This window comes from Acidaminococcus nyctereutis (genome assembly GCF_052216985.1).
Lineage (GTDB): Bacteria > Bacillota > Negativicutes > Acidaminococcales > Acidaminococcaceae > Acidaminococcus > Acidaminococcus fermentans_A.
The window spans coordinates 82,108-97,594 of the sequence record NZ_JBQOUY010000007.1 but is presented as its reverse complement, the minus strand read 5'-3'; the positions used below and the strand labels follow the sequence as shown (position 1 = coordinate 97,594).

Below are 15,487 nucleotides of genomic sequence, written 5' to 3'. Positions count from 1 at the left end.
CTCACCCGTTCGCCACTAAGAACATTCCGAAGAAAGTTCTCCGTTCGACTTGCATGTGTTAAGCACGCCGCCAGCGTTCGTCCTGAGCCAGGATCAAACTCTCCAAAATAGAGTATTTTGAAGAGCCGCTTGGCTCTCGAAAAACTAGCTTTGATTTTTTAACCTGGTTATCATCCAGGTGACTCGATCTCATCACCGTAAAGGTGACTTGACCCGCACATCTGTCAACAATATTCAGTTCTCAAAGTTCGTCTCGCTGCCTCAGCGACAGCTATTACATATTAGCAGATTTCCATATCTTTGTCAATAACTTTTTTCTTTCTCTGTTTCAGTTGAAACAGTCCGTCATTGAAAAGAGAATTGTCTGCTGCTTCCTCAAAGAGAAAGCTTATATATATTACCAAATATAAGTATTCTTGTCAACTGTTTCATTCTTCCATGCCGTATTCATTCTGTCCAGGCTGTCCCTGGGCAAACAGAAGATAAATGAACATCAGTAAGTTCAAGGCCGGCACCACACAGACCAGGAGCCACAGGCCGGAATGTCCCCGATCATGGAGTCGACGGACAGCCAGAGAGATCTGTGAAACGGCCAAGGCAATCAGAGCCACCATCCCCAGCGGAGCCAGGAAGGAAATGATTCCGCTGATCAGGCCAATTACCACGGCGCTCAACAGCAGGATCAGCCAGCGGTAGACATAAGTTCCCCGGCTCAGTCTTCCCTCGAAAGAGAAATACATGGGCTTCCAGGTATTGGCATCTGGGATATTGGCCTGGAAGCGGGCACCAAAGCTGGCATTGTTCCCAGGTCCGTAGGGATTCTGCTGGGTCTGCTGGGATTGATACGGCTGTTGCTGCTGATACTGCTGCCAGTTGTTTCCTTGCTGACCGTTCCCCAGTTCCTGGGTGCCTTTTCCCCCGTTGTTTTCCTGAGTCGGAGCTGCCGTCTCTTCTGGCTTTTCTCCATCGTTTCCGTTCCCCCGCAGGGCCTGGCTGACCGGGGTCAGGACCAGCTGGGTCCCACATTCAGAACAGAAGTTCTGGGAATCTTCATAGATTTTATGACATTTTGGACAGGTTTTCATAGCTTTCTCCTTTATTTTTTCCGGGGATGTTTGGCATAGTAGGCTGCCAGCTGGTCCCCGATGAATTCTCCATAGGTGTCATTTTTCTTATTCCACACATCATTGACTGCGTAGTGGTCCGTCATATTGTTCTGCTCATCAAAGGTACACAGATACAGGGTCCTGGCTTTCTCCCCCTTCACATCATACCGGGTCTGGGAAAGGAGGATCTTGGTCCCATTCACCGGTTTTTTCATCACGGTCTTCTCCCATACCTGGTAGGAGTTGGGCCCTTTCTTTTCCAGAGAGTCCGGATTGAACCATTTCCGTCCCAAGCCAGGAAGTGTCTTGATGAACACCCAGGGTCCCCGCCACCGGGAATAATCCCATTCGTACCGGGCCCGGGTAAAGAGGCTGGTCATAGGCTGGAAATCCTGCCACTCTTGGACTTTCCGGCTGCCGGCCATCTTGTGTCCCCTGGCATCCAGAGGATAACTGCTCAACTGCCGCCATTTCTTGTTTTTCATATCATATTCCCGATGCCGCAGCTCGCCGGTCCTGTTGTGGCTATCCGGCTTGTTCCAGAAGACCTTTTCCCATACCGTCAAAGAGGTGTCTACCGGCCGTTTCAGGCTATCCCGGTCTACATAGATCTTTCCCTCTTCGCTTTCCCCTAAGGGCATCCAGTGCACTGCCAAGGCAGGCAGGGGAAGGACTAGCAGCAGCCCTGCCACACAGGCTCCAAGCCATTTTTTCATAACCGACACCTCCGGAATCTTTTTGCTTTGCCCCCCATTATAACATGAAAGAAAGAGGGTGTGAAAAAATGTTTCACACCCCCCAGCCGAGACTCGCGGCCCGCAGCAGGAACTGTTTTCCAGTCCCTGTCTTTACTCCTCTTTATGGACCAAGACTTCCCGCACCGCTTTTTCAAATTTGGCCCGGGGAAGCAGCACATAATGGCCGCAGCCCCGGCATTTGATTCCGAAGTCCATGCCTACTCGGAGTACATCCCATTCGTAGGATCCGCAGGGATGGGCTTTCTTCATCCGTACAATATCCCCTACTTTGTAATCCGTATCATTCTTCATGGGAATCATCTACTTTCAGAGTAGAGATATCGGTGATCAAGAACCCTGCATCCCGGATGGTCTGGATAATGTCCATGGCATTGGTCAAATCGGCCCGTACAGTAATGGCAGCCCGTTTCGGACCGATTTTCCGAGTCAAGACGGAAATGATATTGACACCCCGGTCTTTGAAGATCTGTGCCAGATCAGCCAGGACCCCCACCTTATCCTGGGTGTCCACTGTAATCTTGGTGGATGTCTTCGCATATCCCAGAAGATCTACAAAGGCTTTGAATACATCGGTATCGGAAATGATCCCTACGACCTTATTGGCGGTATCCACCACCGGCAGAGCACCGATCTTGAATTTATACATGAGATAAGCAGCCGTTTCTACCCCGTCTTCTGCCTTCACCGTGATCACGGCTTTGGTCATCAGATCCTTGGCTTTCAATTTGCCCAGGATGTAGTTGACTTCGTACCGGTCCAAAGTGCTGGCATCGGAAGGAGTGGCCCGGGAGACATCTCCATCGGTGACGATGCCCTTCAGATAGCCATCCCCATCCACTACCGGGATCCTCCGCAGATTATTATTCAGCATCAGTTCTCGGATTTCCAGCAGGGATTGGTTGGTCGTAACCACTTTCACGACTTTGGTCATCAAATCTTTGACTTGCATGGTTCTGCCTCCTTGTCAGCCGCCCAGATAGGCTTTCTGCACGGCTTCGCTGGCTGCCAGTTCTGCCGCTGTACCGGACAGGACCACCCGTCCGGTTTCCAGTACATACGCACGGTCGGCGATGGAAAGAGCCATATTGGCATTCTGTTCCACCAGCAGGACCGTGGTGCCTTCACTATTGATTTCTTTGATGATGGAGAAGATTTCCCGTACCAGGAGCGGTGCCAGCCCCATGGACGGTTCATCCAGGAGCAGCAGCTGGGGCCGGCTCATCAGCGCCCGTCCCATGGCTAGCATCTGCTGTTCCCCACCGGACAGGGTTCCGGCTGTCTGACTGATCCGTTCCTTCAGACGAGGGAATTTTTCAAAGACTTTTTCCTTATCCCGGGCGATCCCATCCTTATCCGTCCGGAGATAAGCACCCATATCCAAGTTCTCCATAACGGTCATTTCCGCAAAGACGTGACGGCCTTCCGGGACCTGGACCAGCCCCTGTCCCACCAATTTATGGGCTGGGATCCCTATCACATCCTTCCCCTTGTAAAGGATGCTGCCGGTCTTTGGTTTGATCAGCCCGGAAATGGTGTGGAGAGTCGTGGATTTACCGGCCCCGTTGGAACCGATCAAGGTCACGATTTCCCCATCTCCCACTTCCATGTTCAGGTCCTTCACGGCGTGGATGGCTCCATAATAGATATTCAGATTTTTAATGGTGAGCATCAGGATACCTCCTCGCCCAGATAGGCTTTGATGACCCGTTTGTTGTGCTTGATTTCATCAGGGGTCCCGTTGGCGATGCAGATGCCATATTCCAAGACGTAGATCCGCTGGCAGACATTCATGACCAGCCCCATATCGTGTTCGATCAAGAGGATGCTCAGGTTGAATTCCTTCTTGATCCAACGGATCATTTCCATCAATTCTTTGGTTTCCTGGGGATTCATCCCGGCTGCCGGTTCGTCCAGCAGCAACAATTTGGGAGAAGTAGCCAGGGCCCGGGCGATTTCCAACCTCCGCTGTTCCCCATAGGGCAGGTTCTTGGCCGTTTCGTCCCGGAGCTTCTCCAGGTGGAAGATCTTCAGCAAGGCCAAAGCTTTTTCTTCAATGGTTTCTTCTTCTTTGAAGTAGCGGCCGAAACGGCCGATGGCTTCCACCAATCCATACCGGACCTGGCTGTTGAAAGCGATTTTTACATTGTCCAATACGGACAGTTCAGAAAATAGCCGGATATTCTGGAAGGTCCGGGCGACCCCCATCTGGGTCACCTGATACGGTTTCTTCCCATTGATCCGCTGGCCGTTGAAAGTGATTTCTCCCTCAGAAGGTTCATATACCCCTGTGAGCATGTTGAAGGCCGTGGTCTTACCAGCACCGTTGGGGCCGATGAGGCCGATCAGTTCTCCTTCATCGATCTGCATGGTCAGGTTGGATACAGCCCGCAGACCCCCAAAGATCATAGAAGCATTATTCACTTTGAGCAGTTCCGCCACGAGACCCACCTCCCAGTTTGATAGATTGGAACATCTTCAGGCTCAGTTCCTTATTGCCAAAGATCCCCTGGGGCCGGTTCAGCATCAGGACGATCAGAACGATGGAATAGATCACCATCCGCCATTCCGGATAATCAGCCAGAGCCGCAGAAATGGCGGTCAGCAGCACGGCTCCGGAAATGGACCCGCTGATGGAACCCAGTCCGCCCAGCACCACCATGGTCAGCACGTCGAAAGACCGCATGAAAGTGAAGGAAGCCGGATGGGCAATGTAATAGTAGTGGGAGAACAGAGCACCGGCGGTACCGGCAAACCCTGCCCCGATGGTAAAGGCCATGACCTTGTACTTAGTGGTGTTGATGCCCATGGTTTCGGCGGCGATTTCATTTTCCCGGATGGCCAGACAGGCCCGTCCGTCTGCGGAATTCTTGAAATTCTTGATGAAATAGACCACAAATACCATAATCCAGAAAGCAATGGGGAAGGTGGTCAGACGGGGGATCCCCATGAAGCCGGAAGCCCCTCCCACATAATCGATGTTCAGGATGGCAATCCGGATGATTTCCCCCAGGCCCAAGGTAGCAATGGCCAGATAGTCCCCGTTCAGCCGCAGAGTGGGCATACCGATCAAAAAGCCCAGGAAGGCGGCAGACACAGTGGCCACGATCAGGGCAATGGGGAAATCCATCCCCAGCTTCACCGTAATGATGGCGGAAGTATAAGCCCCTACGGCCATGAATCCCGCATGGCCGATGGAGAACTGGCCGGTGAGACCGTTGATCAGATTCAGGCTCACGGCCATGATGATGTTGATCAGGATCAGGATCACGTTGGTTTCCCAGTAGTCATCCAGGATCTCTTCGTCAAAGAGGAAGTAGAACACAGCGAAGAGGATCATCATGAGGCCCAGGCCCAATAAGTCCTGTTTGTGGAGCGATTGACGTAAACTCTTCATGGCAGTCACCTACACTTTCTCTTTCACGTTCTTGCCCAGAAGGCCCGTCGGCTTATAGAGCAAGATCAGGATCAGGATGGCAAAAGCCGCTGCATCCCGGTAAGTGGAAGAAAAGAAACCGGATACCATGGCTTCCACCAGTCCCATGATGATCCCTCCCAGCATGGCGCCGGGCAGGATCCCGATACCGCCTACTACAGCAGCGATAAAGGCTTTGATCCCAGGCATCATCCCCATAAGCGGATCGATGGAGTTGTAATAGATTCCTACCAGGACCCCGGCAGCGGCTGCCAAGGCAGATCCCAGAGCAAAGGTGGTGGAAATCACCCGGTCGGTATCGATGCCCATGAGCTTGGCCGCATCTGCATCATAGCTGACGGCCCGCATAGCTTTCCCGGCCTTGGTCCGGTTGACGATATAGGTCAGGGCCAGCATCAGCAGAAGGGCACTGATCAGGATCAGGATCTGTTGGTTGTTCACCACGATGCCCCCGATGTTATAGACGGTCGGAGAAAATACCGGTGGAAACGTCCGTGGCTGGGGAGATACCAGCAGGATCATACCGTTTTCCAGGAAGAAAGAGACACCGATGGCCGTAATCAAGGCCGCGATCCGGGGCGCATTCCGCATCGGTCTGTAAGCGATCCGCTCGATGATGATCCCTGCCAGGGCAGCGCCGATCATGGAAACGATCAGAGCCGGCAGGAAAGGCAGTCCGGCTTTGGTAATGGCCACAAAACCGATATATGCTCCCAGCATGTAGATATCGCCGTGAGCAAAGTTGATGAGTTTGATGATCCCGTAAATCATGGTATACCCTAGAGCAATCAGCGCATAGATGCTGCCCAGGGATACACCATTGACAATTTGCTGGGCAAATTGATGGGCAAAGGATCCTGTATCCATAAGCACCCCTCCTTGTGAAAAAGTTTGGCGTCAGACCGGAGACCCGATCCGACGCCGCATTATGAATGAACTCACAGCGTAATCTTTTGTTTGAAGGTCTGTACGCCGTCTTTCATTTCGATGATGATACCGCCGGACACAGGGTTGTGATCCTTATCCAGGGTATATTTGCCGGTAGCTACCTGCAGGTCCTTGATCTTGCTCAGAGCATCTGCGATCTTGGCGCCGTCAGTGGTGCCAGCCTGTTTGATGGCTTCGGCCACCGCCAGGGTACCGTCATAGGCATGGATGGCGAAGGTATCCGGTTCTTCGTTGAATTTGGCTTTATAGTCTTTGATGAACTGTTGAACATGGGGATCCTTATCCTGTGCGGAATAAGCGCTGGTGAAGTAGGTACCATTCAGGGCTTCCCCACCAGCAATCTGGGCCAATTTCGGAGAATCCCAGCCGTCGCTGCCCAGGATCGGGCAGGTCAGACCAACTTCACGGGCCTGTTTGATGATCTTGGAGACTTCTTCATAGTAGCCGGGAACATACAGTGCTTCCGGATTGGAGGCTTTCAATTTAGTCAGAGCGGACTTGAAGTCCTGGTCCTTGGCCAGGAAGGCTTCCTTGCCCACCACTTTGCCGCCTTTTTCTTCCAAAGTCTTACCGAATACATCCATCAGCCCTTTGGAATAGTCACTGGAAGAATCATAGAAAATCGCAATATTCTTCAATTTCAGGGTCTCTACGGCGAATTTGGCCATCAATTTGCCCTGGAAAGGATCCGTGAAGCAGGCCCGGAAAATAAACGGACGGACCTTGCCTTTTTCGTCCACCGTAATGCCAGGAGCCGTAGCCACAGGAGCCATCAGAGGCACTTTGCTGTTGGTCACCACCGGCGTAGCTGCCGATACGCAGCCGCTGGTAGCCGGCCCGATGATGACAGAGACTTTATCTTTCGTAATCAGTTTGGTAGCTGCATTCCCAGATTCAGAAGGCTCAGACTTGTTGTCTGCTTCCACCAATTTGATTTTCTTGCCATTGATGCCGCCTTTGGCATTGATCTGTTCCACCGCCAATTGTACCCCTTTGTAGGTGGATTTGCCGTAGTTGGCAACATTCCCCGTCAGTTCAAACAAAGCACCGATCTTGATTTCATTGCCACTGTCTTTCTTTGCTGCATCTTTCTTGCCGCAGCCGGTAAACATAGACGCTACGAGCGTTGTCATCGCCAGCGCGCCGACCGCTTTTTTCCATGCTTTCATCAACAACACCTTTGCTTTCTTGAGATTTCTTGCCGGGGACCCGTGTAGCGACAGCAACCGGTCGGCCTTGCAAGCTACAGATATTATACGCACTTGTTCACATTTTTGCAACATTCTTTTTTACAAAATACATTACGATTTTTAAAAATATACAGTTGTTTTATGTATATTTTTAAGTTTGTATGTTTCTAATGGATTTTTGTCTGCATGTAAAAAACGTTTTCTGAAAACAATGGGATTCAGGGGCCTTTCATCCTCAGACTCTGATTTTTTATGGAACAAAGGCTGAATGCAAAAAAGGGCAGGTGGGTGCTGCACGTTCCATGCAGTACCCACCTGCCCTTCAGCTGATGACTGCTTATAATTCCTTGTACTCAGCCTTCCACTGAATGGCTTCGATGGCTTTTTTCGGATCCTCCACCGGGAGACCATTCAGCCCTTCCTTCACCGCCTGGCACACCACTTTTTCCGCCAGGATCCTGGTGAAATTCCCCATTTCCCGTACGGGAGGCAGGACAGAAGCTCCAGGTTTCTTCATGTCCACCAGATCGGTAAGAGCATGGGCAGCAGCTGCCAGCATCCCTGGAGAGACTTTCTTGGCCCGGCAAGCGGCCACCGCCAGCCCCATACCCGGGAACACCAGGGAATTATTCGCCTGGCCGATTTCATAGACCGTTCCATGATACGCCACTTTCTTGGAAGCCGTACCGGTAGCCACCAGGGCTTTCCCGTCCGTCCAACGGAGCAGCGCCTCTGCACTGGCTTCTGCCAGGTCCGCCGGATTGCTCAAAGGAAAGATGATGGGCCGAGGCGTATGGGCGGCCATTTCTTGGACCACTTCTTTCGTAAAGGCTCCCGCAGCCGTAGACGCCCCTACCAGGATAGTGGGATGGATAGCTTTGACTGCCTCTTCCAGGGTATCCAGTTTGGCGCCGGCGAGGAACTCACTCCGCTTCCGGGCATAAGGCTTCTGCTGGGGTGTCATCCCTTCCGTATCCTCAAACAGCAGACCCTGCTGATCCACCAGGTAGAACCGGTTCCTGGCTTCTGCTTCACTGAGTCCCTGGAGCTGCATCTCGGCAAAGACCTGCCGGACGATTCCCATACCGGAGGTCCCAGCCCCAAAACACAGGAAAGTCTGGTCTGTGAGCTTTTCCCCAGACGCCTTCAGCCCGCCCAGGATGGCCGCCAGAGTCACAGCCCCCGTGCCTTCGATATCATCGTTGTACACCGCATACCGGTCTTCATACCGTTCCAAGAGACGGGCGGCATTTTCCCGGCCAAAATCCTCGAAATGGATATAGAGATGGGGGAAAAGGCTTTCTGCAGTCTGGAGGAAGGCATCCACAAAAGCATCATACCGCTCATCGCTGATCCGTCTGTGATGGAGCCCCAGATACAGAGGGTCATCGATCAGGCTCTGACGGTTGGTGCCTGCATCCAGCACCACCGGCAGGACTTTGGCCGGATCGATGCCGGCTGCTGCCGTATAGACCAGGATTTTCCCTGTGGAAATGCTCACCCCGTTGGTTCCCCAATCCCCGATGCCCAGGATGCTTTCTCCATCGGTCACCACGATCAGCTGGATATCTCGTCCAGAAGCCCCGTTCTTCAAGGATTCTTCGATATCCTCCATATGATCGATGGACAGGTATACCGCATTCTGGGGCGTGGTAAAATATTCGCTGTACTGCTTGACGCTTTCCGCCACCCCCGGAGCATAGAGCACCGGCATGAGTTTTTCCAGATGGTGGGAAAACAAATGGAAAAACAGGGTCCGGTTCCGGCTGAACAACTTCATCAGATAATGGCGCTGGACCGCTTTATTGGGCCGTTCGCAGAAATTTTCAAAGGCCTGCTGATCCTGGAGCTCCAGGGTCTCTACCTGGGGAGGCAGGATACCGATCAAGCCATACTTTTTTCGTTCCTCCCAGGTAAAAGCCGTTCCTTTATTTAAAAATGGATCATTCAGCAAATCGTATCCGCGTTTGTTGGTCTTCATGATGGTTCCTCTCTTTCTCCCTGTACAGACTGGCCGATCTCGTCATTTCGTATGCTTATTGTATCCATGGGAAGAGTAAAAGTACAATATTTTATTTTCTCTGACCCAAACTTTAAATTATAATATGACTGTTGCATAAGCAACAGCTCGTCATAGGTCATACGTCATACGCCGATGGAAGCCAGCTTTGCTGGCTCTGAAAAGGAGAAAAATGAAACTCACCCAGATCGAATACTTCATCACCGTCTGCGAGTGCGGGAGCTTTTCCCGGGCAGCGGAAAAATGCCATATTTCCCAGCCGGGGATTTCCAAAGCCATCCGGGAGCTGGAGGAAGAATGCGGCGTTGCTTTATTCCAGCGGAACCGGAACAACATCCAGATCACCCGCCGGGGACGGATCCTGTTGGAACACGCCCGTCAGTTCGAAAACCACTACCGGAATCTATGCCAAGTGGTGCGCTCCTTGAGTACGGGCAAAGCCCTGATCCGGATCGGCATCGCTACCATGCGGGGCAATACCATTTTCCCTCAGCTCCACGGTTCTTTCCTGAAGACCCATCCCCAGATCACCATTGAAACAGTGGAAGAAACCACCAACGTGCTCTACGAGCTGCTGGACCGGCAGGAAATCGATTTTGCGCTCTGTGTCACCAATCGGCTGCCGGAAGAGCCCAACCACTGTCTGCTGCTCCGGAAAAGCTATCTGAAACTATTCGTCCGCCAGGACCACCCCCTGGCCCAGAAGGAAGCGGTGGATCTGACAGAACTGAAGGATACGCCTCTGGTCCTTTTTTCTGATCATTTCGACCAGACAGCCTATATCCGGCACATGTTCGCCCACAGCGGAGTCCATCCCTGGATCGTCCACCAGACAACCCAGGTATTCACCATCCTGGAATACATCCGTTCCGAGGGAGCGGCCGGCTTCCTGACAGAAGAAATCGCCCAGCAGGAACCGGACCTCCACGCTATCTCCATCCGTCAGTTCCGTCCGGCCTTCATTACCCTGGATTGGAACAAAGATCTCCATTTCAACCCGGCCATGGAGGAATTTGTGCTGTTCGTAAAAAAAATGGGGGCGTGAAGAAATCCACACCCCCTTTTTTCATTCCCAAATCGTTTTCATGATTTCCTTGTATTTTGCGTCCAGTTCCTTGCTGATCATCTGGAATAAGCCATACATCATATTTCCGTCCACCTGAGGTTCCCGGAAGATCACACAGGTATCCATGATCAGGGACTCTTCCTTGTCCAAATAGAATTTAAAGGCCTTATAGGTACGGTTATACTCATTCAGCAGGGAAAGCAGCGCTTCCTGATTCCCTTCTTTCAAGGCTTTAGGAGCCAGCAGCACCCGGATCACCCCAAAGGCGCTGTCGTCCAGGACTACGATCAGCTGGAGTGGTGTCCCGTCCACATCCATATGGGACCGGAATACCACAGTATGGAAAGGATCGTCTTTGATGGGATCTACGATAAAAGCCTTGGGATCTTTCTTTTCTACAAAATGCTTGAAGCTATCGGCTTTTTGATTCAATTCTGCCATTTGTATCCTCCTTCAGCGGGATGCTTTCCCCGTTCTTTTCTTACAGGATAGAACATCTCCTCATCCCCGTCAAGTTTCCCACTTATACACAGGCTTATCCACAAAAATCCAGAAGTTATACACAATTCCTGTGGATAACTCTGTGGGTAAGTCCTAGATATTGTGTAAAATCTTGTTCACCCCACTATATCCAGGAAGACTTATCCACTTGTGCACAGGTTATCCACAGAAGAAAAAGGGTGTGTTGCACGTTACATGCAACACACCCGGTCTCATAAGCCGCATAGCGGCTCGGTCTCGGGTCTCGGCTCTCGAGTCTCGAGACGAATGAGAAATTTGCAAGCAAATTTTTTGAATGTACAAAGCCTAATCTGCTAACGATAAGATATTCGTTTCTATATCCAGCACGATACTGGTTCTATACCTTCAAAAGAACCTGGCCATGGGGACAGGTTCTATCCAACGGCTCGAGACTCACGACTCGAGACCTCAAAAAGGGGCTGTTGCGCACGCAACGGCCCCTTTTTCTTACTCTTCCTCACTCACCGTATTCACTACAGCCAATGCAGCTACCTTGTCTCCTTCGTCCAGATCCATGAGCTTGACGCCCTGGGCATTCCGTCCGTAAGTAGAGATATCAGCCGCATTCATCCGGATGATGATGCCCGCTGCAGAAATCAGCATGATTTCCTGAGACTCATTGATGAATTTGGAACCGACGATCAATCCCGTCTTATTGGTCACCTTCAGGTTGATGATGCCTTTGCCGCCCCGGCTCTGGACCCGGTATTCGGAAATATCCGTGCGCTTGCCCTGTCCCTTATCCGTGACAGTCAGCACTTCTCCCGTATCATCCACACAGCTATCCATGGAAACCACACTGTCATGAGGCCGCAGGCTGATGCCCCGCACCCCATGGCTGGTCCTTCCCATAGGCCGTACATCCTCTTCCAGGAAGTGGATGGCATACCCATCCCGGGTGGCCAGCAGGATATCATTATGGCCGCTGGTCAGCTTCACATCGATGAGTTCTTCCCCTTCGTCCAGGTTGATGGCGATCAAGCCGCCCTTCCGGGCGGATTTGAACTCGCTGACGCTGGTCCGTTTCACCACCCCCAGATTGGTAGCCATGAACAGGAATTTCTTCTCATCTTCGCTGATGCCGCTCTTCACTGCGATCACTGCGTTGATTTTCTCATTCTCTTCCAGAGGCAGCAGATTGCGGATGAAAGTCCCCTTCGCCGTCCGGCTGGCTTCCGGGATCTCGAATCCCTTCTGCCGGTAGACACGGCCCCGGTTTGTGAAGAACAGGATATTGTCATGGGTGCTGGCCATGAGCAGGTGTTCCGAGAAATCTCCCTTGACCTTGTTGTCTTCCTTGACGATCTTGCCGCTGCCGGCTTTGATGCCCCGGCCGCCCCGGTTCTGGTTCCGGAAATTGGTCAAAGCCTGGCGCTTGATGTAACTCTGGTGGCTGATGGTGATCACCACGTCTTCTTCGGCGATCAGATCTTCTGTTTCCAGGTCCCCTGTATCCGGCACAATGGAAGTCCGGCGGGCATCCCCGAACCGTTTCTTCACATCCAGCAGGTCTTCCCGGGCGATCCCCATGATCTTGTGTTCATCACTGAGCACATCTTCCAGATAGGCGATGGTAGCCATGACTTCTTTGTATTCATCCTCGATTTTCTGCCGTTCCAGACCGGTGAGGCGTTGGAGGCGCATATCCAAGATGGCCTGGGCCTGGCGTTCGCTGAGGCCGAATTTCTCTATCAAAGCAGCTTTGGCTACATCTCCGTTGGCACTGGCCCGGATGGTGGCGATCACTTCATCCAGATGATCCAAGGCGATTTTCAGCCCTTCCAAGATATGGGCCCGTTCCCGAGCTTTATTCAATTCATACCGGCATTTCCGGGTGATGACGTTCTTCTGGTGCTCCAGATAATATTCCAGGATCTGCTTCAGATTCAGGATCCGAGGATGGCCGTTGACCAAGGCCAGCATGATGATACCGAAAGAATCCTGGAGCTGGGTATGCTTGTACAGCTTATTCAGCATGATTTCCGGGACCACATCGCTGCGCAGTTCGATGACGATGCGCATGCCCTTCCGATCCGATTCATCCCGCAGGTCAGTGATCCCTTCCAGGGTCTTGTCCTGGACCAGATGAGCGATGTTTTCGATGAGTTTCGCCTTGTTCACCTGGTAAGGGATCTCTGTGACCACGATCCGGTTCTTGTTCTTGGGCATAGGTTCCACATGGGCTTTGGCCCGGACCTTTACCACGCCTCGGCCGGTAGTGTAAGCCTGACGGATCCCGGAAAGTCCCAGGATCTTGGCCCCCGTAGGGAAATCAGGTCCCTTGACCGCCGTCATCAGCTGTTCGACGGTGGCTTCCGGATGGTCGATGAGCATCACACAGGCATCTACCACTTCCCCCAGATTATGAGGAGGGATATTGGTGGCCATCCCTACTGCGATCCCAGCGGATCCATTGATCAGGAGGGCCGGTACCTTAGCGGGCAGCACCGTAGGTTCCTTCAGGGATTCATCGTAGTTAGGGATGAAATCCACTGTATCTTTTTCGATATCCCGGAGCATCTCCACCGCGATTTTCCCCATGCGGACTTCCGTATACCGCATGGCAGCTGCCGGGTCGCCGTCCACAGAACCGAAGTTCCCGTGGCCGTCCACCATCAGATACCGGGTAGAGAAATCCTGGGCCAGACGCACGATGGCATCATATACCGAATAATCTCCATGGGGATGGTATTTCCCCAAAACATCACCCACGATACGGGCACTTTTTTTATACGCCTTGTTGGGCAGCGTCCCTGCCTCATTCATGGCATAAAGGATGCGGCGGTGGACCGGTTTCAAGCCGTCCCGCACATCCGGCAGAGCCCGCTGGACAATGACGCTCATGGCGTAGTCGATATAGCATTTCTGCATCTCGTCTTCGACATAAACGGGGATCACTTTGCCTGCAGTGATGGTCTGCTTGTCATTCTGCTGATCATCCACGTTCTCACGCTTCCTTCCTGCGTCTTATGACGCGGTCATTTCCAAAGGAGATCATAGACCTGTTTGCCGATCAGCACCACAGTCATGATCAGATAGAGGGTGCGGATATACCCCACCCCTTTTTTTATAGCAAACTTCGCGCCCAGCCGGGCTCCGGCGATTTCCACCAGTCCCATAGGCAGGGCATAGGCCAGATAGACCCGCCCCAGCAGCAGGAAAGCCACCATGCCTCCGATGTTGCTGGCCAGGTTCAGGGCTTTGGTATTCCCTGCTGCCGTCACGAAGTCATACCCGAAATACAAAAATCCGAAAATCAGGAACGAACCGGTACCCGGTCCGAAAAAGCCGTCATACATCCCCAGGAACCAGGCCATAGCAGACATCCCCAGAGCCATGGAACGGGTCACCGTCCCCATTTGGCCCACGCCGTCCCAGTTCTTGCGGCGGTAGGTATAAAAAGCCGTACCCACCAGGGCCAGGACCACGATGATCCGCAGCAGCTGTTCCGGGAGCAGATAAGCAATGCAGGCTCCGGCTCCGCTGCCCAGGAAAGACAGGGGCATCAGCTTCAGGATCTTCGGATCCACCTTGCCGGAACGGGCAAAGGTGAAAAAACTGGTGACCGCTCCGATGGAAGCGGCAAATTTGTTGGAGCCCAGGGCATAGGGCGTGGGGACGCTGGTGGCCATGAAAGCCGGCAGGGTGATCAGTCCGCCACCTCCTACTGCCGCATCGATGAAAGATCCCACAAAACCGGCTGCCATCAGGAAAAGCAGGTCCTGCCAATGGAATTCCAGCATGGATTTACTCCTTCCAAGTGAAATAGACGCCGACAATCCCCTTTTGGCAGGAAGCCTGCAGGACTGGCTCCGTCATCTTATTGCTCACCGCATAGGGATTGTCCAGTCGGAGTTCCGCCTGAACAAGGGGCCAGCGGACGCCGTCGATGCTGACCTGGCACACAGGAGACAAGGGCAGCAGGCTGACGGCCCGGGGCCGGGTCTTCCCTGCCGTAAAGGAAAGCCTCTCCCCAGGCAGCAGATAACAGAGAACTTCCTGTTCATCGGCCAGCAGCGCAGAACCTCCCCGCTGCACATAGGCCAAAAGGGTATAGAGATTGCCGAAAAGATGATCGGCTCGGCCACCCCAGATACCGGTGGCCAGGACGGTCCGGTCCTGGGGCAGATCCTGGAGGACCAGGGACAGATCTGTATCATCTTTGTTCACTGGATACGTTTTGGCCCGGGCTCCCTGCCGGACAAACCCATCCCAAACCCCTGGAGCCACACTGTCCCGATCCCCATAGAGAAAACCAGGCACCACACCAGCGGCTTTGCAATGATCGGCTCCCCGGTCTGCCACTGCCACTGGATAAGCCGCAGCCGTTTTCCGCAGCCATTGGGGATCTGGCCGGCGGCCGCCGGCCACCACTACAATCCTCTCTCCACCCGGACGGCTCAGCTGGATTCGTCCCTGGGGCAGCTGGATACCCTGATTCATA

15 protein-coding genes and 1 rRNA gene are annotated in these 15,487 nt (G+C 52.8%); 1 reads left to right on the top strand and 15 read right to left on the bottom strand.

From position 1 onward, the window contains the following. The 11 genes from ACTUHY_RS05485 to maeA form a co-directional block, all read right to left on the bottom strand. Positions 1–109: ribosomal RNA gene (locus tag ACTUHY_RS05485) — 16S ribosomal RNA — on the bottom strand; the annotation flags it as partial. Between the two features lie 319 nt (positions 110–428). Then, positions 429–1,085, bottom strand: a complete 657-nt coding sequence (locus tag ACTUHY_RS05480) for a DUF805 domain-containing protein (protein WP_442826900.1) — start codon at positions 1,083–1,085, stop codon at positions 429–431. Positions 1,086–1,096: 11 nt separating this feature from the next. After that, entirely contained in the window at positions 1,097–1,822 is a 726-nt protein-coding gene (locus tag ACTUHY_RS05475; RefSeq protein WP_278675330.1) for a surface-adhesin E family protein, read from the bottom strand. 132 nt (positions 1,823–1,954) lie between these two features. Further along, positions 1,955–2,155: a DUF951 domain-containing protein gene (locus ACTUHY_RS05470; RefSeq protein WP_278675328.1), complete on the bottom strand. Its 201-nt coding sequence runs from the start codon at positions 2,153–2,155 to the stop codon at positions 1,955–1,957. After that, complete coding sequence (locus ACTUHY_RS05465) at positions 2,145–2,813, bottom strand: CBS and ACT domain-containing protein (RefSeq protein WP_442826899.1); 669 nt, start codon at positions 2,811–2,813, stop codon at positions 2,145–2,147. Before ACTUHY_RS05465 ends, ACTUHY_RS05470 begins: the two co-directional genes overlap by 11 nt. A 15-nt stretch (positions 2,814–2,828) precedes the next feature. Then, on the bottom strand, positions 2,829–3,533 hold the full coding sequence (locus ACTUHY_RS05460; RefSeq protein WP_442826898.1) for an ABC transporter ATP-binding protein: 705 nt from the start codon (positions 3,531–3,533) through the stop codon (positions 2,829–2,831). Beyond that, entirely contained in the window at positions 3,533–4,270 is a 738-nt protein-coding gene (locus tag ACTUHY_RS05455) for an ABC transporter ATP-binding protein (protein ID WP_442826901.1), read from the bottom strand. Before ACTUHY_RS05455 ends, ACTUHY_RS05460 begins: the two co-directional genes overlap by 1 nt. 7 nt (positions 4,271–4,277) lie before the next feature. After that, positions 4,278–5,258, bottom strand: a complete 981-nt coding sequence (locus ACTUHY_RS05450; RefSeq protein ID WP_442826897.1) for a branched-chain amino acid ABC transporter permease — start codon at positions 5,256–5,258, stop codon at positions 4,278–4,280. A 9-nt stretch (positions 5,259–5,267) separates the two neighbouring features. Next, positions 5,268–6,164, bottom strand: coding sequence for a branched-chain amino acid ABC transporter permease (locus tag ACTUHY_RS05445; RefSeq protein ID WP_442826896.1), 897 nt, complete (start codon positions 6,162–6,164; stop codon positions 5,268–5,270). Between the two features lie 71 nt (positions 6,165–6,235). Further along, positions 6,236–7,414: an ABC transporter substrate-binding protein gene (locus ACTUHY_RS05440; protein WP_442826895.1), complete on the bottom strand. Its 1,179-nt coding sequence runs from the start codon at positions 7,412–7,414 to the stop codon at positions 6,236–6,238. Between the two features lie 358 nt (positions 7,415–7,772). Then, entirely contained in the window at positions 7,773–9,416 is a 1,644-nt protein-coding gene (gene maeA / locus ACTUHY_RS05435; RefSeq protein ID WP_442826894.1) for an oxaloacetate-decarboxylating malate dehydrogenase, read from the bottom strand. Positions 9,417–9,627: 211 nt separating this feature from the next. On the opposite strand from maeA, the gene ACTUHY_RS05430 reads away from it, so the two are divergent. Beyond that, on the top strand, positions 9,628–10,500 hold the full coding sequence (locus ACTUHY_RS05430) for a LysR family transcriptional regulator (RefSeq protein WP_442826893.1): 873 nt from the start codon (positions 9,628–9,630) through the stop codon (positions 10,498–10,500). A 21-nt stretch (positions 10,501–10,521) separates the two neighbouring features. Here the strand turns inward: ACTUHY_RS05430 and ACTUHY_RS05425 are convergent, their stop codons facing one another. From ACTUHY_RS05425 to ACTUHY_RS05410, 4 genes are all read right to left on the bottom strand, one after another. Then, positions 10,522–10,962 (bottom strand): type III secretion system chaperone family protein, encoded by a 441-nt coding sequence (locus ACTUHY_RS05425; protein ID WP_442826892.1) that lies wholly within the window; start codon positions 10,960–10,962, stop codon positions 10,522–10,524. 528 nt (positions 10,963–11,490) lie between these two features. Next, positions 11,491–13,986 carry a DNA gyrase subunit A gene (gene gyrA / locus ACTUHY_RS05420; RefSeq protein WP_442826891.1) on the bottom strand — a complete coding sequence of 832 codons (2,496 nt, stop codon included), beginning with the start codon at positions 13,984–13,986 and terminating at the stop codon, positions 11,491–11,493. Positions 13,987–14,021: 35 nt separating this feature from the next. After that, positions 14,022–14,786 carry a sulfite exporter TauE/SafE family protein gene (locus tag ACTUHY_RS05415; protein ID WP_442826890.1) on the bottom strand — a complete coding sequence of 255 codons (765 nt, stop codon included), beginning with the start codon at positions 14,784–14,786 and terminating at the stop codon, positions 14,022–14,024. A gap of 4 nt (positions 14,787–14,790) precedes the next feature. After that, the gene (locus ACTUHY_RS05410) at positions 14,791–15,486 is read right to left on the bottom strand and encodes a thiamine diphosphokinase (RefSeq protein ID WP_442826889.1); all 696 of its coding nucleotides are present in this window, start codon (positions 15,484–15,486) and stop codon (positions 14,791–14,793) included. Position 15,487: the final 1 nt, after the last annotated feature.

What these genes read in the sequence shown, in the direction of transcription:
- ACTUHY_RS05440 (WP_442826895.1), bottom strand. Translation starts at nt 7,414, where the DNA reads ATGAAAGCATGGAAAAAAGCGGTCGGCGCGCTGGCGATGACAACGCTC.
- ACTUHY_RS05475 (WP_278675330.1), bottom strand. Translation starts at nt 1,822, where the DNA reads ATGAAAAAATGGCTTGGAGCCTGTGTGGCAGGGCTGCTGCTAGTCCTT.
- ACTUHY_RS05445 (WP_442826896.1), bottom strand. Translation starts at nt 6,164, where the DNA reads ATGGATACAGGATCCTTTGCCCATCAATTTGCCCAGCAAATTGTCAAT.
- ACTUHY_RS05410 (WP_442826889.1), bottom strand. Translation starts at nt 15,486, where the DNA reads ATGAATCAGGGTATCCAGCTGCCCCAGGGACGAATCCAGCTGAGCCGT.
- ACTUHY_RS05415 (WP_442826890.1), bottom strand. Translation starts at nt 14,786, where the DNA reads ATGCTGGAATTCCATTGGCAGGACCTGCTTTTCCTGATGGCAGCCGGT.
- ACTUHY_RS05425 (WP_442826892.1), bottom strand. Translation starts at nt 10,962, where the DNA reads ATGGCAGAATTGAATCAAAAAGCCGATAGCTTCAAGCATTTTGTAGAA.
- ACTUHY_RS05455 (WP_442826901.1), bottom strand. Translation starts at nt 4,270, where the DNA reads ATGATCTTTGGGGGTCTGCGGGCTGTATCCAACCTGACCATGCAGATC.
- ACTUHY_RS05450 (WP_442826897.1), bottom strand. Translation starts at nt 5,258, where the DNA reads ATGAAGAGTTTACGTCAATCGCTCCACAAACAGGACTTATTGGGCCTG.
- ACTUHY_RS05470 (WP_278675328.1), bottom strand. Translation starts at nt 2,155, where the DNA reads ATGAAGAATGATACGGATTACAAAGTAGGGGATATTGTACGGATGAAG.
- ACTUHY_RS05465 (WP_442826899.1), bottom strand. Translation starts at nt 2,813, where the DNA reads ATGCAAGTCAAAGATTTGATGACCAAAGTCGTGAAAGTGGTTACGACC.
- ACTUHY_RS05430 (WP_442826893.1), top strand. Translation starts at nt 9,628, where the DNA reads ATGAAACTCACCCAGATCGAATACTTCATCACCGTCTGCGAGTGCGGG.
- maeA (WP_442826894.1), bottom strand. Translation starts at nt 9,416, where the DNA reads ATGAAGACCAACAAACGCGGATACGATTTGCTGAATGATCCATTTTTA.
- ACTUHY_RS05460 (WP_442826898.1), bottom strand. Translation starts at nt 3,533, where the DNA reads ATGCTCACCATTAAAAATCTGAATATCTATTATGGAGCCATCCACGCC.
- ACTUHY_RS05480 (WP_442826900.1), bottom strand. Translation starts at nt 1,085, where the DNA reads ATGAAAACCTGTCCAAAATGTCATAAAATCTATGAAGATTCCCAGAAC.